This is a genomic window from Nonomuraea mangrovi, assembly GCF_042681425.1.
GTDB lineage: Bacteria > Actinomycetota > Actinomycetes > Streptosporangiales > Streptosporangiaceae > Nonomuraea > Nonomuraea mangrovi.
Window position 1 is genome coordinate 97,685 of sequence record NZ_JBHUFV010000050.1, and the last position, 16,745, is coordinate 114,429.

The 16,745-nt window shown below is 70.6% G+C and carries 17 protein-coding genes; 12 read left to right on the forward strand and 5 right to left on the reverse strand.

Going from position 1 to position 16,745, the window contains the following annotated elements; translation table 11 throughout:
- Positions 1–46 precede the first annotated feature (46 nt).
- The 6 genes from ACFSKW_RS33120 (at position 47) to ACFSKW_RS33145 (ending at position 6,392) form a co-directional block, all read left to right on the forward strand.
- Positions 47–802: a glutathione S-transferase C-terminal domain-containing protein gene (locus ACFSKW_RS33120; protein WP_379576499.1), complete on the forward strand. Its 756-nt coding sequence runs from the start codon at positions 47–49 to the stop codon at positions 800–802.
- Positions 799–2,109 (forward strand): NtaA/DmoA family FMN-dependent monooxygenase, encoded by a 1,311-nt coding sequence (locus tag ACFSKW_RS33125; protein ID WP_379576501.1) that lies wholly within the window; start codon positions 799–801, stop codon positions 2,107–2,109. Before ACFSKW_RS33120 ends, ACFSKW_RS33125 begins: the two co-directional genes overlap by 4 nt.
- On the forward strand, positions 2,106–3,290 hold the full coding sequence (locus ACFSKW_RS33130) for an LLM class flavin-dependent oxidoreductase (protein ID WP_379576502.1): 1,185 nt from the start codon (positions 2,106–2,108) through the stop codon (positions 3,288–3,290). The genes ACFSKW_RS33125 and ACFSKW_RS33130 overlap by 4 nt, the downstream gene beginning before the upstream one ends.
- Positions 3,287–4,321, forward strand: coding sequence for an LLM class flavin-dependent oxidoreductase (locus ACFSKW_RS33135; protein WP_379576504.1), 1,035 nt, complete (start codon positions 3,287–3,289; stop codon positions 4,319–4,321). The genes ACFSKW_RS33130 and ACFSKW_RS33135 overlap by 4 nt, the downstream gene beginning before the upstream one ends.
- Positions 4,318–5,505: an MsnO8 family LLM class oxidoreductase gene (locus tag ACFSKW_RS33140; protein ID WP_379576506.1), complete on the forward strand. Its 1,188-nt coding sequence runs from the start codon at positions 4,318–4,320 to the stop codon at positions 5,503–5,505. The genes ACFSKW_RS33135 and ACFSKW_RS33140 overlap by 4 nt, the downstream gene beginning before the upstream one ends.
- 65 nt (positions 5,506–5,570) lie before the next feature.
- Complete coding sequence (locus ACFSKW_RS33145; protein WP_379576508.1) at positions 5,571–6,392, forward strand: WXG100-like domain-containing protein; 822 nt, start codon at positions 5,571–5,573, stop codon at positions 6,390–6,392.
- On the opposite strand, the gene ACFSKW_RS33150 is transcribed toward ACFSKW_RS33145, so the two are convergent.
- Genes ACFSKW_RS33150 through ACFSKW_RS33160 form a run of 3 tightly spaced genes read right to left on the reverse strand, consistent with a single transcriptional unit; the run spans position 6,389 to position 8,047 of the window.
- Positions 6,389–6,730, reverse strand: a complete 342-nt coding sequence (locus ACFSKW_RS33150; RefSeq protein WP_379576510.1) for a YbaB/EbfC family nucleoid-associated protein — start codon at positions 6,728–6,730, stop codon at positions 6,389–6,391. The genes ACFSKW_RS33145 and ACFSKW_RS33150 overlap by 4 nt on opposite strands.
- 11 nt (positions 6,731–6,741) lie before the next feature.
- The gene (locus ACFSKW_RS33155; RefSeq protein ID WP_379576512.1) at positions 6,742–7,122 is read right to left on the reverse strand and encodes a hypothetical protein; all 381 of its coding nucleotides are present in this window, start codon (positions 7,120–7,122) and stop codon (positions 6,742–6,744) included.
- A gap of 22 nt (positions 7,123–7,144) precedes the next feature.
- Positions 7,145–8,047, reverse strand: coding sequence for a TauD/TfdA dioxygenase family protein (locus ACFSKW_RS33160; RefSeq protein ID WP_379576514.1), 903 nt, complete (start codon positions 8,045–8,047; stop codon positions 7,145–7,147).
- Between the two features lie 91 nt (positions 8,048–8,138).
- On the opposite strand from ACFSKW_RS33160, the gene ACFSKW_RS33165 reads away from it, so the two are divergent.
- From ACFSKW_RS33165 to ACFSKW_RS33180, 4 genes are read left to right on the forward strand one after another with little or no spacing between them, the layout of a single operon-like run.
- Positions 8,139–9,728 (forward strand): ABC transporter substrate-binding protein, encoded by a 1,590-nt coding sequence (locus ACFSKW_RS33165; protein ID WP_379576515.1) that lies wholly within the window; start codon positions 8,139–8,141, stop codon positions 9,726–9,728.
- Positions 9,725–10,630 carry an ABC transporter permease gene (locus ACFSKW_RS33170; protein WP_379576517.1) on the forward strand — a complete coding sequence of 302 codons (906 nt, stop codon included), beginning with the start codon at positions 9,725–9,727 and terminating at the stop codon, positions 10,628–10,630. The genes ACFSKW_RS33165 and ACFSKW_RS33170 overlap by 4 nt, the downstream gene beginning before the upstream one ends.
- On the forward strand, positions 10,630–11,412 hold the full coding sequence (locus ACFSKW_RS33175; protein WP_379576519.1) for an ABC transporter permease: 783 nt from the start codon (positions 10,630–10,632) through the stop codon (positions 11,410–11,412). Before ACFSKW_RS33170 ends, ACFSKW_RS33175 begins: the two co-directional genes overlap by 1 nt.
- The gene (locus ACFSKW_RS33180; protein ID WP_379576521.1) at positions 11,409–12,905 is read left to right on the forward strand and encodes a dipeptide ABC transporter ATP-binding protein; all 1,497 of its coding nucleotides are present in this window, start codon (positions 11,409–11,411) and stop codon (positions 12,903–12,905) included. Before ACFSKW_RS33175 ends, ACFSKW_RS33180 begins: the two co-directional genes overlap by 4 nt.
- On the opposite strand, the gene ACFSKW_RS33185 is transcribed toward ACFSKW_RS33180, so the two are convergent.
- Together ACFSKW_RS33185 and ACFSKW_RS33190 are read right to left on the reverse strand one after the other, a co-directional pair.
- Positions 12,895–14,115, reverse strand: coding sequence for an MFS transporter (locus ACFSKW_RS33185; protein ID WP_379576523.1), 1,221 nt, complete (start codon positions 14,113–14,115; stop codon positions 12,895–12,897). The genes ACFSKW_RS33180 and ACFSKW_RS33185 overlap by 11 nt on opposite strands.
- A gap of 70 nt (positions 14,116–14,185) precedes the next feature.
- Complete coding sequence (locus ACFSKW_RS33190) at positions 14,186–15,079, reverse strand: sugar kinase (protein WP_379576525.1); 894 nt, start codon at positions 15,077–15,079, stop codon at positions 14,186–14,188.
- A gap of 197 nt (positions 15,080–15,276) precedes the next feature.
- Here ACFSKW_RS33190 and ACFSKW_RS33195 point away from each other — a divergent pair, with 197 nt between their 5' ends.
- Complete coding sequence (locus ACFSKW_RS33195) at positions 15,277–15,999, forward strand: hypothetical protein (RefSeq protein ID WP_379576527.1); 723 nt, start codon at positions 15,277–15,279, stop codon at positions 15,997–15,999.
- Positions 16,000–16,132: 133 nt separating this feature from the next.
- Complete coding sequence (locus tag ACFSKW_RS33200) at positions 16,133–16,723, forward strand: DUF4344 domain-containing metallopeptidase (RefSeq protein ID WP_379576529.1); 591 nt, start codon at positions 16,133–16,135, stop codon at positions 16,721–16,723.
- The last annotated feature ends 22 nt before the right edge of the window (positions 16,724–16,745 follow it).

A 16,745-nucleotide genomic window follows, 5' to 3' on the forward strand; every position in this document is an offset into this window, starting at 1 on the left:
CTTTTCCTACTTTTTATGTAGGCAATGCGGAGAAGAGGAGTCTGTCGTGACCGCTCCCACCGATACACCGGCCTACGCGAGCCCTGTCGACCTGGACGCCTACGGGCCGTACGGGCCCGGCCGGGCGCACACCTCAGCCGGATGGAACCGCCCGATCTATCCCTTCCAGGGACGGATCGGGTCGCGTGAGCATCCGGCGGAGGCGGGGCGCTACCACCTCTACGTCTCGTGGGTGTGCCCCTACGCCCACCGCGCGGTGATCGTCCGCAGGCTCAAGGGCCTGGAGGACGTGATCTCGCTCTCCTACGTCGACGACGAGCGCGACGGGCGCGGGTGGGCGTTCAGGGAGCGGCGAGGACCCGACCCGGTCAACGGGTTCACCTTCCTGGAACAGGCCTACGAGGCCACCGAGAAGGGCTATCTCGGGCACATCTCCGTCCCCGTGCTCTGGGACAGGACGCTCGGCAGGATCGTCAGCAACCACTACCCGGACATCACCATCGACCTGGCCACCCAGTGGTCGTCGGGCGTCGACCTCTACCCGCCCGACCTGCGGCCCGAGATCGATGCGATCAACTCGGGCCTCGACCGCCGGCCCGCCCCCGAGACGCTGGAGCGGCTCGACCGGAGGCTCGGCGACCGTCGCCACCTCTTCGGCGACGTGATCACCGAGTCGGACGTGCGGCTGTGGGTCCATCTGGTCAGGCTCGCGGACCTGTCCGCCTACCCGAACCTGTCCGCCTACGCCCGTGACCTCCACCAGCACCCCGCCTTCGCCGACACCTTCGAGGACGGCCGGTGAGCGGGAAGCGGGTCCACCTGGCCGCCCACTTCCCCGGCGTCAACAACACCACCGTCTGGACCGACCCCCGCTCGCGCAGCCAGATCGACTTCGCCTCCTTCGAACACCTCGCCCGTACGGCCGAGCGCGGCAGGTTCGACTTCTTCTTCCTCGCCGAAGGCCTGCGCCTGCGCGAGCACAAGGGCCGCATCCACGACCTCGACGTCGTCGGCCGCCCCGAATCGCTCACGGTGCTCAGCGCGCTGGCCGCCGTCACCGACAGGCTCGGCCTGGCCGGCACCGTCAACGCCACCTTCAACGAGCCGTACGAACTGGCCAGGCGGCTGTCCACGCTCGACCACCTGAGCGAAGGCCGGGCGGCGTGGAACGTGGTCACCACCTCCGACGCCTTCACGGGGGAGAACTTCAGGCGCGGCGGCTACCTCGACCACGCCGACCGCTACACCAGGGCCGCCGAGTTCGTCGGGCTCGCGCGCGCCCTGTGGGACTCGTGGGCCCCTGGCGAGACTCCCAGGAGGCATGCCGTCAGGCCCGGCGCCATCGGCACCGTTCGCCACAGCGGACGGCACTTCACCGTGGAAGGGCGGTTCACGCTGCCGCGCAGCCCGCAGGGGCGTCCGGTCATCATCCAGGCGGGCGACTCCGACAGCGGCAGGGAGTTCGCAGCGGAGACCGCCGACGTCATCTTCAGCAGGCACGGGTCCCTGACCGACGGCAAGGCCTTCTACACCGACGTGAAGCGCAGGCTCCAGCGGTACGGGCGGGAGCCGGACGAGCTGAAGATCATGCCGGCGGCCACGTTCGCGCTCGGCGACACCGACGAGGAGGCGGCGGAGAGGGCCGCCGAGATCCGCAGGCAGCAGGTGGGGCCGCAGACGGCCATCGCCTTCGTCGAGCAGGTATGGGGCAGGGACCTGTCGGACCACGACCCCGACGGGCCGCTTCCCGATCTGGAAGTGGGGGAGGGCGTGACGCAGGGGCGGGTGCCCATCGGCGACAGGGCGGCGGTGGCCGCCAAGTGGCGGGCACTGGCCGAGGAGAAGCACCTGTCGATCCGCGAGCTGGTCATCGAGGTGACCGGCAGGCAGACGTTCGTCGGCACGCCGGAGAGCGTGGCAGGACAGATCGACCAGCACGTGCAGCAGGACGCGGCCGACGGGTTCGTCCTGGTGCCGCACCTGACGCCCGGCGGGCTCGACGAGTTCGTCGACAGGGTGGTGCCGCTGCTGCAGGAACGGGGCGTGTTCCGCACCGAGTACACCGGCAGGACGCTGCGCGACCACCTCGGCATCGGAGGTCCCCGATGATCCATCTGGCTGCCGCGCTCGACGGCGCGGGCTGGCATCCCGCCGCGTGGCGCGAGCCGACCGCCAGGCCGAACGCGCTGCTGTCCGCCCGGTACTGGGCGGGGCTCGTCGCCGAGGCCGAGCGGGGGCTGCTCGACTTCGTGACGATCGAGGACGCGTTCAGCCTGCAGTCGACGCTGCTCGACGGGCCGGACGAGCGGACCGACCAGGTGCGTGGGCGGCTCGACGCCGTCCTGCTCGCGGCCAGGCTCGCGCCGCTGACCAGCAGGATCGGCCTGGTTCCCACGGCGACGACCACGCACACCGAGCCCTTCCACGTGGCCGTCGGCATCGCCACGCTCGATCACGTGAGCAAGGGCAGGGCGGGCTGGCGGGCGCAGATCTCGGCCCGCGCCACCGAGGCCCGGCACTTCGGGCGCAGGGAGCTGCCTTCGCTCGGCGAGGGTCCGCTGCGCGACTTCGCGGGCCTGGAGGGGGACGACAGGGTCAGCGCCCTGCGGGAGGAGACCGTCAGAGACCTGTTCGAGGAGGCGGGCGACGCGGTCGAGGTGGCCAGGCGGCTGTGGGACAGCTGGGAGGACGACGCGGAGATCCGCGATCCGGCCACCGGGCGGTTCATCGATCGCGACAAGCTGCACTACATCGACTTCGAGGGGCGCTTCTTCGCGGTGAAGGGACCGTCCATCACGCCCCGCCCGCCGCAGGGCCAGCCGGTGGTGACGGCGCTGGCGCACTCGGCCATCCCGTACGCGTTCGCGGCTGAGCACGCCGACGTCGTCTACGTGACGCCGCACTCGCGGCAGGACGCGGCCGGCATCGTCGCCGAGCTGCCCGCCAGGGTGAAGGTCTTCGCCGACCTCGTGGTCTTCCTCGGCAGGGACGCGGCCGAGCGCAAGCAGCGGCTCGACGAGCTCGACGGCGGCGAGCTGGTCTCCGACGCCAAGATCTTCACCGGCACTCCCGAGGAGCTGGCCGACCTGCTGCTGTATTGGCACGAGGCGGGCATCCAGGGCTTCAGGCTGCGGCCTGGAGCGCTGCCGTACGACCTGAAGGCGATCACGCGGGGGCTGACCTCGGCGTTGCGGCGAAGGGGCGCGTTCAGGGACCGGTACGAGGCGGACACGCTGCGCGGGCTGCTCGGCCTCCCTCGCCCCACCAGCCGCTACGGGAAGGCATCATGAAATTTCTTGCCATCACGTTGATTGTTCACAATGACGAGCGATCGCCCACCGAACGTTTCAGGGAGGTCGTCGACAACGCGGTGCTCGCCGAGGAACTGGGCTTCGACGGGTTCGGCGTGGGGGAGCGGCACGAGCGGCCGTTCATCTCCTCGTCCCCGCCGGTGGTGCTCAGCCACATCGCCGCCCGCACCACGCGCATCAGGCTGTTCACCGCCGTCACCACGCTCAGCCTGCTCGACCCCGTCCGCGCGTACGAGGACTACGCCACCCTCGACCACCTGTCGGGCGGCAGGCTCGAACTGATCATCGGCAAGGGCAACGGGGCCGCACAGGCCCAGCTCTTCCACGTCACGCCCGACGACCAGTGGGAACGCAACCGCGAGGGCTACGAGCTCTTCCGCCGGCTCTGGCGCGAGGACAAGGTCACGTGGGAGGGCAGGTTCCGTCCCTCGCTGACCGACGCGGAGACCTGGCCGCGCCCGCTCCAGCGGCCGATCAGGATCTGGCACGGCAGTGCCACCAGCAAGGAGTCGGTCGACCTCGCGGCCTTCTACGGCGACCCGCTCTTCTCCGCGAACGTCACCAACCCCGTCGAACCCTACGCCGAGCTGATCGAGCACTACCGCGAGCGCTGGGCCGCCTACGGCCACGACCCCGCCGACGCCCTCGTCGGAGCCGGTACGGCGGGCTACTACGCGGCCCGCACCTCCCAGGAGGCGCTCGAGACCTACCGGCCGATCTTCGAGGCGAGGATCGCGCTGTTCAGGAAGGTGGGCGTGGACCCCGTCTTCCACACCCTCGAAGACGCCGTCGAGCGCGGCTCCATCCTCGTGGGCAGCCCGCAGCAGATCGTCGACAAGGTCCTGCGCTATCACGAGCGCTTCGGCCACGAGGTCATGCACCTGCACGCCGACGCCGACGGGCTCACCTCCGCGCAGCATCGCGCCGCGCTGGAGCTGTTCCAGTCGGAGATCGCGCCCGTGCTGCGCAAGGAGATCCCCAGTCGCCCGTTCCCGGAGGTGGCCGTATGACGTCGCTGTCCATCCTCGACCTCGCGCCCATCTCCTCCGGCGGTACGGCGGGCCAGGCGCTGCGCAACACCATCGACCTGGCGGTGCGCGCCGAGCAGTACGGCTACCGCAGGTACTGGCTGGCCGAGCACCACTTCGCGGCGGGAGTGGCCAGCTCGGCGCCCGCCGTGCTGATCGCGCTGGTGGCGGCGGCGACGTCGCGGATCAGGGTGGGGTCTGGCGCCGTGCAACTCGGGCACCAGACGCCGCTGTCGGTGGTGGAGCAGTTCGGCCTGATCGACGCGCTGTACCCGGGACGGATCGACCTGGGCATCGGCCGGTCCGGTCAGCGCAGGGCCGAGCTCGCCACCGCAGGGGCGCACCCCATCCCCGCCGCCGGCGCTGTTCAGGAGCCCGGTGATGCCGGGGGACCGGCAGGCGCGTCCGGCGGGGCGAGGGTGGTCGACGGATTGCTCATCCCCGAGCCGTTCGACTGGTCGGTGCTGGCCAGGCATCCTCAGCTCGCCCTCCAGGCCGCTCTCCTGCAGCAGCCCGGCGCCACCACGCCCGACTTCGCCGAGCAGATCGACCAGGTGCTGGCCTTCCTGCGCGGGACCCACAGGGCGCGAGCCGTACCGGGGACGGGGGCCGAGGTGGAGCTGTGGATCCTCGGCAGCAGCGGCGGCCAGAGCGCGCGGGTGGCGGGCGAGCGCGGCCTGCCGTTCGCCGCGAACTACCACGTGAGCCCCAGTTCGGTGCTGGAGGCGGTCGAGGGCTACAGGAAGGCGTTCCAGCCGTCCGAGGTGCTCGACGAGCCCTACGTGATCGTGTCGGCGGACGCCGTGGTCGCGGAGGACGCGACGACGGCGAGGGAACTGGCCGGGCCGTACGGGCTGTGGGTGCGCAGCATCCGGACGGGCCAGGGCGCGATCCCCTATCCGAGCCCAGCGGAGGCGGACGCGCACGTCTGGACGGACAGTGACAGGGCCCTGGTCCAGGACAGGATCGACACGCAGTTGGTCGGCGACCCCGACACCGTGGCGGAACGCCTGAGGACCTTGCAGCGGGTGACCGCCGCCGACGAGCTCTTGGTCACGACCATCACCCACGCCCACGCCGACCGGGTGCGCTCCTACGAGCTGCTGGCGAAGGCATGGGCCGATCTCGCCCGATCAACCGACATAAGCTATAAATTCCCTTCTTAAGCCGTCTGAAAAATCTGGAGACGCCCGTGCCCCTCAGCCGCCTGACGGTCTATCCCCTGGGCAGCATGAGCATCACGACCTTCGTCGGGATCATGCTGCTCGTCCAGTGGCCCGAGGGAGACCCGGACAAGGCGCGCGAGGTGGCGGCCGTGTGGCGGCGCATCGCCACACGGGTGGACTCCAGCCTGCGCGACCTGGACGAGGTCGCCGAAGCGGTGTGGAAGACGAACTCGGGCGCCGGCGTCGACGCGTTCGAGGACTACTGGAAGGACCGGCTCAAGCCGTACCCTCCGCAGGTCTCCGCGTACGTGCGCGGCCTGGCCAAGGTGTGCGACGACTACGCCGACGTGCTGGACGACACCCAGCGCAAGATCCTGCAGATGGCGATCATCTCCTACCTGGAGATGCTGATGTTCATGGCGTGGCCGGAGATCGGCGCCATGACCAACTGGATCGCGCGCAGGGCCATGCGCAGGGTGCAGGCCAAGCTCCTGCTCAGGCTGGGCGAGTACGTCTCGGGCAGCCTCTTCTACGCGATCGCCGACCAGGTGATCGTGGACGGCGTCAAGCTCAGCTTCGGCGACGACATCGGCTCGCTGTCGGACAACCTCACCGCCATGGGCAAGAACTTCGCCGCGGCCCTGGTCTTCTACAGCGTGGATCCCGCCAACTTCAAGCGCGTGGAGAAGATCCTTCCCAAGAACGCGGACCTCAACAAGTACGTGGTGTTCCTGGCCGGATCCAGTGTCTTCACCGTGACGGCGAACGCTCTGAACCGGCCGGGCGACATCCTCGACGACCCGGCCAGCCTGCTGCCGACCTGGCAGCAGATGATCAGCAAGCTCCTGGTCGGCGCGGGGCAGCTGGGCAAGGGCTGGAGCCGTTAGAGGCTGTCGTAGAAGCGTCTGGCGTCCTCGAGATACGGGGTCATGGTCTCGCCGACCGTCTCCGACAGCCTGGTGGCGGCGTCGGCCGCGGCGGTGCTCGCGGCTTCGAGGACCGCCTCGGCCAGCGCCTCCGAGCCCAGCTTCATGGCGCGAGGATCGATGGTCAGCCCCGACAGGGCGCCGCCCGGTCTGACCTCCGCGCGGACCATCCCTTCGGCGGCCTCCCCGTGGCCGCGGACGTCTGCCATGCGCTCGCGCGCCTCCTGCAGGGGGCGCATCTCCTCGGCGAAGTCGGCCAGCAGCCTGCGAACCTCGGCGTCGATGGTGGGTTCGGACAAGGGATCTCCGATCAGGGCTTGTAGGTGGGCGGGGCTGGGATCTTGGGCGTGGCCTGGATCGTGGCCCACGTCGCCATGTCGAGTGCCGCCGTCGTCAGGCGCAGGCGGGCGGAGATCTCGGGATAGGCCGCTCGCAGCGCCTCGATGTAGGTGGCGGCGTCGGCGGCGTGCTTGACGTAGTCGTTCTTGAACTTCACCCCCCTTTCGTCGTCGCCCGCGAAATCGCCGATGGCGGCCATGTCGGCGAGGGCGGCCGCGAGGTCGGTGCCGAAGAGCCGGTGCTCGTCGTCGAACGCCTTGGCGGCGGTGCCGAAGGACGAGGTGTGGGCGTCGGTGGTGGGCGGCTGTCCCCCGGGCCGCGGCCCGGGGGAGTCGGGGTCCTTCGGAGGCATGTGAGCCTTTCTCGATCAGCGGTCAGGCGGCGGTGGGCGTGTAGGCGGAGGCGTCGCCTGAGACGACCGTACTGGGACGTCCGTCCACGCCGACGGGCACCTCCCCCGCGATCGTGACCCTGTGCAGCCGGCGGCGCTGGCCGCCGAAGTCGTGCACCACCCTGTGCTGGGTCGCCCTGTTGTCCCAGACGGCCACGTCGCCCGGCGACCAGCGCCAGCGCACGGTGTTCTCCACCTGCGTCACCCGGTCCTGGATGAGCGCGATCACCGAGGCGGAGACGTCCCGCGGCAGCCCCACGAGGTGCTTGGCGAAGTCGCCGAGCAGGATCGAGCGCTCGCCCGTCTCGGGGTGCACGCGGACCACGGGGTGCTCGCTCTCGTAGACGGTGGAGGCGAACACCTCGGCGTACTTCCTGGCCTTCGACGGGTCGTCGGCGGTCGCGATGCGCACGTAGTCGTGGACGTTGGTGTGGACCGCCCGCAGCCCGTTCAGCAGCGTCCTGAGGTCGGAGGGCAGGTTCTCGTAGGCGGCGACCGTGTTGGCCCACAGGGTGTCGCCGCCCGCCGCGGGCACGTCGACGGCACGCAGCACCGAGGCCGTCGGCGGCCGGTCGATGAAGGTCACGTCGGTGTGCCAGCGGTCGACCTTGTGGCCGTTGCTGTAGTCGAGATCCAGGATGTTGCCGTGCCCGTTGAGCGAGGGCACGGTCGGGTGGGCGGTGGTGAGCGGGCCCAGCAGGGCGGCGAAGGCCACCTGGGCGGCCTCGTCGAGGTGGTGCTGGCCGCGGAAGAAGATCACCTTGTGCGCCAGCAGGGCGAGCCTGAGCTCGGCGACGAGATCGGCGGCGAGGTCGCCGCCGAGCCGTACGCCGGAGACCTCGGCGCCGATGGTCCCTGAGACGCGGGTGATGACCGGTGCGGGCATGTCGTGATCCTCCCGTTGACAGCAATTCCTGTATTACCTACTTTTTTAATAGGTTAATCGCTCGGTGACAAGCCATCGCGAAAGGACATCGTTGAACCTTCTCAAGGGCGCGTTGCCCCTCCTCGCCGCCGCCGCCCTTGCCGCGTGCGGATCGACCCAGCAGACCACCACTCCAACGCAAGCCGACGGCGGCACCCTGACCTGGGCGATCGAGACCCAGCCGATCACGTTCAACCCGCACCAGTGGGCGCAGAACAAGGTCAGGCTCCTGGTCTTCAACCAGTTCGACCCGCTGATCACGCGCGACGGATCGGGGAAGTTCGTGCCGTGGCTCGCCAAGGCATGGAAGGCGGACGGGCTCACCTACACCTTCGACCTGCGTGACGACGTGACCTTCCACGACGGCACCCCCTTCGACGCCGCCGCGGTCAAGGCCAACCTCGACCAGTTCGCCGAGCCCGGCTACAACCCGGCCGTCAAGGCCATCCAGCTGCGCGCCTTCGACAGGGCGGAGGTGGTCTCACCCCACACCGTGAAGATCACCCTGAAGGAGCCCGACGCGCTCTTCCTCGACTTCCTCGCCTCGCCCTACGGCGGGCAGGTCTCGCCCGCCTCGCTCAAGGCGGCCAAGGACCTCAAGGCCGGCGGCCCCGACCTGGTCGGAACCGGCCCCTTCATCCTCGACAGGTTCACCCCTGGACAGGAGATCCACTACCGACGCAACCCCGCCTACTTCAAGGGCGCGGCGAGCCTGCGCGAGGTGACCTACCGCATCCTGCCCGAGGCCGCCGTCAGAGTGGGCGCGCTCACCTCGGGACAGGTACAGGTCATCGAAGGCGTGCCCGCCACCGAGCTCAACCTGATCAAGCAGGATCCCGGGCTGACCGTGCGGACGGCCCTCAACTCCGGCACCGCCTTCTCCTACTACTTCAACACCTCGCACGCCCCCTTCGACGACCAGCGCGTACGGCAGGCCTTCCGCGAAGCCGTGAACCTGGACGCCGTCCTGACCTCCGTCTACCAGGGCACCGCCACCAGGGCGTGGAGCATCGTCGGCAGGACGAGCCCGTTCTACGACGCCAGCCTGGAGAAGACCTACGGCGGCGACGCCGCCAAGGCCAACGCCCTGCTCGACGAGGCGGGCTGGAAGCAGCGGGACGCCGAAGGATTCAGGGTGAAGGACGGCAGGCGGCTCACCGTGCGGACCGTCGCCGCCGCCCCCTTCGTCAGGGATCGCCGCGACATCCTGGCGCAGGCCGTACAGGCGCAGGTCAAGCAGACCGCGGGCATCGACTTCCAGGTCAGGATCGTCGACCAGGGGAGCGCGCAGAAGGCCGTCGACGAGGACCAGTACGAGGTCTTCGAGAACTCCCGCGGCGACTCCGACGCTGGCGCCGCGCTCAACCTCATCCTGCCGGCCAAGGGCGCGATCAACCGCACCCGCTACTCCGATCCCGAGGTGGACGCGTGGCTGGCCAAGGCCTCGGCCACCTCCGACCAGGCCGAGCGCGCCGCGCTGTACGCCAAGGTGCAGCAGCGGGTGGTCGCGGAGAAGGCGATCGTCTTCCCGATCTACGTGCCTGCCGACCAGATCGCCGCGAGCAAGGGCGTGACAGGGCTCGGCTTCGATCCGGTCTCCGGCACCCCGAAGAGCGCCTACGACGTGCGGATCGGCACGTGAGACGGCTGCTCAGCGGCCTGGCCGTGCTCTGGGCCGCGGCGACCGCCGCCTACCTGGCGCTGCTGGTGGCACCCGGCGACGTCGTGGACATCCTGGTCGGCGACGGCGCCGACACCCCGCAGATCAGGGCCGAGATCAGCCGCGAGTGGGGGCTCGACCGGCCCGAGATCGTGCAGTACGTCGCCTACCTCGGCAGGCTCGTCCAGGGCGATCTCGGCCGCTCCTACCTGCTCCACCGAGACGTCGGCGCGGTCCTGGCCGACCAGCTGGGGCCGACCGTGGAGCTGATGCTCGCCGCGGGCGGCGTGGGCGTGACGCTCGCCGTGCTCGTCGCCGTCGCCACCGCCGGCAGGGGCAGGTGGATCCGCTCGGCCGTCGCCGCCTTCCAGCTGGTGTCGGTGTCGGTGCCGCCGTTCCTCATCGGCATCCTGCTGCTGTTCGTCTTCTCCTTCTCCCTCGGCTGGTTCCCCGTGTCGGGCGCGAAGGACGCCTCCGCGCTCGTGCTGCCCGCGCTCACGCTCGGCCTGCCGATCGCGGGAGTGCTCGGCCAGGTGCTGAGAGAGGGCCTCGAACGGGCGCTGGAGCAGCCGTTCGCGGTGACCGCGAGAGCGCGGGGCCTGACCGAGCGGGCGCTGGTCGTCAGGCACGCGCTCAGGCACGCGCTGCTCCCCGCCGTCACGCTCGCCGGCTGGCTCACCGGCGGGCTGCTCGGCGGCGCGATCATCACCGAGGCGCTGTACGGCAGGCCGGGCCTCGGCCAGGTCACGCTGAACGCCGTCACCGGACAGGACCTGCCCGTCGTCATGGCGGTCGTCGTGCTCTCAGCCGCCGTCTACGTCGCGATCAGCACGCTGCTCGACCTGGCCTACCGGCTGATCGACCCCAGGCTGAGGAGCGCGTGATGGCCAGAGCGTTCCTCGTGCTGCTCGCGGTGGCCGTCGCCGTGCCGGGCCTGCTGGCCGGCGCGGACCCGCTGACCGCCGACCCGCTGAACGCCCTGACCCCACCAGGCGCCGGGCACTGGTTCGGCAGCGACCACCTCGGGAGGGACATCCTGTCCAGGGTCGTGTACGGCGCGCGCCACTCCCTCAGCATCGGCGTCGCCGCCACGGGCATCGCGGTGGCGGCGGGCGTGCTGCTCGGCCTGACGGCCGGCCTGTCGCCCCGGTGGGCCGACGAGGCGCTCGCCCGCTCCTTCGATGTGCTGTCCACGCTCCCCGAGCTGCTGTTCGCTCTGCTCATCATCGCGATCATCGGCCCGGGGACCGGCAACGTGATCTTCGCGATCGCCGTCGCCCAGATCCCGAACTACGCCCGCGTCATCCGCGCGCAGACCTTCGTCGTCAGGCGCGCCGGCTACGTCGAGCAGGCCGTCACCTTCGGCAGGCCCCGCCTGGCGATCGTCGCAGGGCACGTGCTGCCCAACGTGCTCGCGCCCATCCCCGTGCTGGCCACCATCGGCCTCGGCACGGCCGTCATCGCCGCCTCCGGGCTCAGCTTCCTCGGCATGGGGCCCCAGCCGCCCGCCGCCGAGTGGGGCGCGATGCTGTCCGAGGCCCGCAACTACCTGCGCGTCGCCTGGTGGGAGGCGTTCTTCCCCGGAGCGGCGATCACCCTGACCGTCGTCTGCCTGACCGTGATCGGCCGGCGCCTGCAGCGCCGCTTCGAAGGGAGGACCCCGTGAGTCTGGTCAACGTCAAGGGCCTGCGCGTCAGCTTCGACGGCGACGAGGTCGTGCACGACGTCTCGCTGTCGATCGCGCCCGGCGAGTGCGTGGCCATCGTGGGCGAGTCGGGCTCGGGAAAGAGCGTCACCGCGCGGTCGCTGCTGGGACTGGCCGGCCCCGGCGCCACGGTCGAGGCCGACCTCTTCGAGATCGGCGGCAGGGACGCGCTCGCGTTCGGCCCCCGGGAGTGGCGGCGGCTGCGCGGCCGCTTCGCCGGGCTCGTGCTGCAGGACGCGCTCGTCTCGCTCGACCCGCTGCGCACGGTCGGGGCGGAGGTGGCCGAGGTGCTCAGGGTCCACGACGTCGTGCCGCGCGCCCGCCGTAGCGAGCGGGTGCTGGACCTGCTGGAGCGGGTCGGCGTCCCCGACGCTGCCGCGAGGATCGGGCAGCGCCCGCACCAGCTGTCGGGCGGGCTGCGCCAGCGGGTGCTGATCGCCTCCGCCATCGCCGCCGAACCCGCTCTGATCATCGCCGACGAGCCGACCACCGCGCTCGACGTCACCGTCCAGGCGCAGATCCTGCGCCTGCTCGCCGAGCGCAAGGCCGCGGGCACCGCGCTGCTGCTCATCAGCCACGACCTGGCCGTCGTCTCCTCCATCGCCGACCGTGTCCTGGTCATGAAGGACGGTCGCCTGGCCGGCGAAGGGGCCGACCTCGCCCCGCCCCCGCACACCGTCAGCCGTCCCGCCCCCGACTACGCCACCCCCGTCCTGACCGCCTCGAACCTGTCCCTGCGGTACGGCTCCCGCCAGGCTCTCGACGACGTCTCCCTCACCCTGCACAGGGGCGAGACCCTCGGCGTCGTCGGCGAGTCGGGCTCGGGCAAGACCACGCTCGCCAGGCTCCTGCTCGGCCTGGCCGAACCCGCAACCGGGCGGATCGACCTGCACGGGCGGCAGTGGAGCCACCTGCCCGAACGCGTGAGACGTCCGTGGCGCTCGATGATCCAGATCGTCTCCCAGAGCCCCCTCGACTCCTTCGACCCCCGCCACACCGTCGGAAGGCTCGTGGCCGAACCCCTCGCGAACTCGCCCAGGCCCGTGCGCAGGGCCAGGGCGCTCGAGCTGCTGGAGCGCGTCGGCCTGCCCGCCTCGGCCGCCGACCGGCACCCCCGGCAGCTGTCCGGCGGCCAGCGGCAGCGGGTCGCCATCGCGAGGGCACTGGCGGGCCGGCCCGACGTGCTCGTCTGCGACGAACCGGTCAGCGCCCTCGACGTCTCCATCCAGGCCCAGGTGCTCGACCTGCTCGCCGGCCTGCAGACCGAGTACGGCACCGCGATGGTCTTCATCTCCCACGACCTCGGCGTGGTCCACCGGCTGGCCGACAGGGTCATGGTCATGAAGGAAGGACAGGTGGTGGAGGAGGGAGAGGCCGACGCCGTGTTCCTCAGGCCGCGGCACCCCTACACCGAGGAACTGGTCGCGGCCGTGCCCGGACTGGCTATCGGCTGAACGCCGCGGCGCGGACGCCACGCCGTACGAGTGCGGGAAGGCACAGCGCGGTGCCGAACGCGCCGATCCACACCGCGGCCGACAGCCCGGCCAGCGCCGTGACGGCGGCGGCCAGCAGAGCGCCGAGCGACATCGCGCCCCAGATCAGGAAGCGGTGCACCGAGCCGACCCTGCCGAGCAGCTCGGCGGGGGCGGCCGTGTGCCGCACCGTCAGCGAGGTCGGGCCGAACGCCCCCTCGCCCACGCAGTGCACGATGCTGCCCGCCACCAGCCCGACGGCGCCCACCTGCGCGCCCAGGACCGGCATCGACAGCAGTCCCGCCACTGACAACGCCGCCGCGCCTACCAGCGTGCGCGGCGCCCCGAACCTGCGCACCAGCCGCGCCGAGGCGAGGTTGCCGATCGGGAAGCCGGCCGCGGCCGCGCCGAGCACCACGCCGATCCACTGCGGCGACAGGCCCAGCACGTCACGGCAGTAGAGCACCAGGCTCGTCTCCACCATCGACAGGAACAGCACGTAGGTCGTGCCGCACGAGATGATCGGCTCCAGCAGCGGGTGCCCGGCCACGAAGCGCAGGCCCTCCACGATGTCCCTGCGTAGCCAGCCGCGTTCACGGGCGGCCGCCTGCCGTACCGGCTCCCTGTGCCTGATCAGCGTCAGCGACAGCACCGAGGCGAGGAAACTGACCACGTTGGCGGCGATCGCGCCGACCACCCCGAGCGCGTGAATGAGCGGGCCCGCGACCATCGGGCCCACCGCGTTCGCCGCGGACTCCGACAGCGACAGGCGGGCGTTGCCGGTGTGCAGGCGCTCGCGGTCGTGGATCAGGGTGGGCAGATAGGAGGAGTAGGCCACCTGGAAGAACACCACGGCGCACCCGCTCAGCAGCACCAGCCCGAGCAGCAGCGGAAAGGTCAGCAGTCCGGCGGCGAGCAGCACCCACACCGCGCCGAACGCGACCGCCTGCACGCCGTCGCACACCAGCATCACCGTACGGCGCGGCAACCGGTCGACGATCGCCCCCGCGGGCAGGCCGAGCGGAAGGAAGGGAAGGAACAAGGCGAAAGGCAACAGAGCCGCCTGCGCGGGCGAGACCCCCAGCGCGGTCACGGCGACCAGCGGAAGCGCCAGCTTCATGAACTGGTCGCCGAACAAGGACAGCGACTGCCCGGCCCAGAGCAGGCCGAAGTCGCGGCGGACGTCATCCATACGTAGAAGCACGACGTCGTAGCCTGCTGCCCCGGTGGGCGGCCCGGCTGGCGGGATTCGGACGACGCGTTTACGAGGTCCGGAACCCGCTACCGAGCTCGGCCCTCGTGGGCAGGCCCTGCCAGTCGCTCGCGCTGGTCACCGCGGCGGCGCCGAGCATGGTGCCCCTGGCCAGCCGCTCCTGCGCAGTGAGCCCTTCGAGCACGGCGCTGAGGTAACCGGCGACGAACGCCTCTCCCGCGCCCATGGTGTCGACGACGGGCACGGACAGCGCGGGCGCGTCGTAGCGCACCCCGCCCGAGCGCACGCTGGCCCCCTTGGCGCCGCGCGTGACGACGACCTGCCTGTCGGCGGTGAGGGCGGGTTTGACCAGGTCGAGCTCGTCCTGCCTGACGAAGAGGATCGAACTCTTCCTGGCCAGCTCGCCCAGCACCTCCTCGGCCTCGCTCAGCGAAGGCCACAGGGCGGGCAGGTAGTCGACCGCCATCGACACGGGCACGCCCGCGGTCATGGCGGCGCCGACGGCGGTCTCGACGGCCTCGCGCGGGTCGAGGCCGAGCGCCGGGGTGACACCTGTGACATGCAGCAGTCGACAGGCGGCGATCCTGTCGATGGGAACGTTCCCCGGCGACAGCCGCGAGCCCGCCGACCTGGTGCGGTAATGGGTGAGGCGCGGGTCGTGACCGACTCTCGACTCCTTCAGCAGCAGCCCCGTGGGCGCGGTGCCGTCCTCGCGCATGTCCGTGACGTCGACGCCCTCGCCGCGCAGGACCGTGGTGATCCTGGCGCCCAGCTCGTCGGCCCCCACCTTGCCCAGGAAACTCACCTGATGACCCAGCCTGGCCAGCGCGATCGCCAGGGTGAGCTCCGGCCCTCCCACGTCGAGTCCGGCCTCGCTGTCGTGACGAACCCTGCCACTGGACACCACGCCGAGGGCTTCGCCCATCGTGTAGACGTCGATCATGTGACGAACACTACAGAGTTATGAATTTTCACATCAGAACCGCAGGTCGCAGCGATGCTGCCTTTATGATCAAAACTTTTTCCCCTCTTGAGTCAACCTTTTCCGATCCGGCCGCCTCTAAGTAAAGCGAGGGGGTCGGGCAATCCCGAGCTTGACCCCATCGACACATCGATACGGGGAGAGGAATCAGCACCCTCATGAAGAAGATCGCAGCAGGCCTCATCGCCGCCACCATGGGTGGCGCTCTGCTTGTCACCGGCGGTACCGCCGCCCAGGCTCGTACGGCCCTGGACGTTCAGATCCAGGACATCCAGCCTGACCCCGTCGTCGTCGCCAAGGGCGGCGAGACGACGGCCACGTTCTTCGTCGAGGCCACGAAGGGCGCCAAGGTCGAGCTCAGGGTCGAGCCCGTCGGCAACATGCGCACGTTCGCCGCCAAGAACGTCAGCGTCATCCCCAACGGCGACAACTGGAAGTTCACGGTCCCCTTCACCTCCGGTGACGAGGGCAACTGGCGCGCCATCGCCACGGCCTCCAAGGACAACGAGACCGACCGCGACAAGTCGACCTTCGAGGTCACCGTCAAGGGCGGCAAGGCCGACACCCGCATCACCAGCTTCAGGGCCAACCCTGACCCGGTGAAGAAGGGCCGCACCATCTGGTTCTCCGGCCGCCTGCAGGTGGACGACGAGGGCTGGGACGGCCTGCGCGGCGGCGAGGTCGAGATCTACTTCCGCGCCAGCGGCTCCAGCGGCTGGAAGTACGTCACCAGCACCGACAGCCGGTGGGGCGGCAAGTTCTCCGCCAAGACCCGCGCGTGGAAGAGCGGCACGTTCAAGGCCGTCTACGACGGTGACGACGACACCAACGGTTCGGAGAGCCGCACCGACTGGGTCCGCGTCTACAGCTGGCACCACTGAGCATCACTGAGCACCACCGGTGAGCACCACTGAGAAAGCCGGTTCGCGTTCGCGCGGACCGGCTTTTTCGCGTCGTCGATGTTTGTCGATCTCCGAACCGCGCATGGCCATGGACCACACAAAGGAGATCACCATGCTGTTCGACGTCCCCCCGGTCCATTTCGAGCGGTCCGCCCATCCGGCGGCGGAGCGGATGCTGCGCGAGGTCATCCCCTCCAGGCTGCCGGGCGGGCTCGCCCTCGTGGCCAAGGACTGCGGAAAGCCCGAGGCGCGCTGGGACCACGAGCGGCGCCGCATCGTCTACTGCTACGAACTGGCCACCACGATGGACGCGACGATGAAGGGCATCGCCGAGACCGAGGAGTCGGGCGACCCGGCCGCCACCACCGAAGGCGCGCTGACTGCCGTCCTGCACCAGCAGATGGGCCACGCCCTGATCGCGCTGAACGGGCTGGAGGCCTCCGACGCGCTGGCGGACCGCTTCGCCGCGCTGACCCTGGCCTCCGCCGTGCCCCGGCGGGTGGTCGCGGCGGCCCACGGCCACTACCTGACGGTGGCGGGACGGCCGGAGCGGAGCTTCGACTTCGAATGCCTGCTGTACGGCGCCGACCCGAAGGCGCACGCCCGCATCGCGTCCGCCGGATGGGTGCCCGCCGAGCGCGCCCCCGGATGCGCCCGCGAGTACGGACAGGCCAGGGAGAGCCTGGGCTCCTACCTGCGGTGAGTGTCCGCAGGGATGAGTGACC

What these genes read in the sequence shown, in the direction of transcription:
- ACFSKW_RS33130 (WP_379576502.1), top strand. Translation starts at nt 2,106, where the DNA reads ATGATCCATCTGGCTGCCGCGCTCGACGGCGCGGGCTGGCATCCCGCC.
- ACFSKW_RS33145 (WP_379576508.1), top strand. Translation starts at nt 5,571, where the DNA reads ATGAGCATCACGACCTTCGTCGGGATCATGCTGCTCGTCCAGTGGCCC.
- ACFSKW_RS33185 (WP_379576523.1), bottom strand. Translation starts at nt 14,115, where the DNA reads ATGGATGACGTCCGCCGCGACTTCGGCCTGCTCTGGGCCGGGCAGTCG.
- ACFSKW_RS33190 (WP_379576525.1), bottom strand. Translation starts at nt 15,079, where the DNA reads ATGATCGACGTCTACACGATGGGCGAAGCCCTCGGCGTGGTGTCCAGT.
- ACFSKW_RS33155 (WP_379576512.1), bottom strand. Translation starts at nt 7,122, where the DNA reads ATGCCTCCGAAGGACCCCGACTCCCCCGGGCCGCGGCCCGGGGGACAG.
- ACFSKW_RS33200 (WP_379576529.1), top strand. Translation starts at nt 16,133, where the DNA reads ATGCTGTTCGACGTCCCCCCGGTCCATTTCGAGCGGTCCGCCCATCCG.
- ACFSKW_RS33140 (WP_379576506.1), top strand. Translation starts at nt 4,318, where the DNA reads ATGACGTCGCTGTCCATCCTCGACCTCGCGCCCATCTCCTCCGGCGGT.
- ACFSKW_RS33160 (WP_379576514.1), bottom strand. Translation starts at nt 8,047, where the DNA reads ATGCCCGCACCGGTCATCACCCGCGTCTCAGGGACCATCGGCGCCGAG.
- ACFSKW_RS33135 (WP_379576504.1), top strand. Translation starts at nt 3,287, where the DNA reads ATGAAATTTCTTGCCATCACGTTGATTGTTCACAATGACGAGCGATCG.
- ACFSKW_RS33175 (WP_379576519.1), top strand. Translation starts at nt 10,630, where the DNA reads ATGGCCAGAGCGTTCCTCGTGCTGCTCGCGGTGGCCGTCGCCGTGCCG.
- ACFSKW_RS33195 (WP_379576527.1), top strand. Translation starts at nt 15,277, where the DNA reads ATGAAGAAGATCGCAGCAGGCCTCATCGCCGCCACCATGGGTGGCGCT.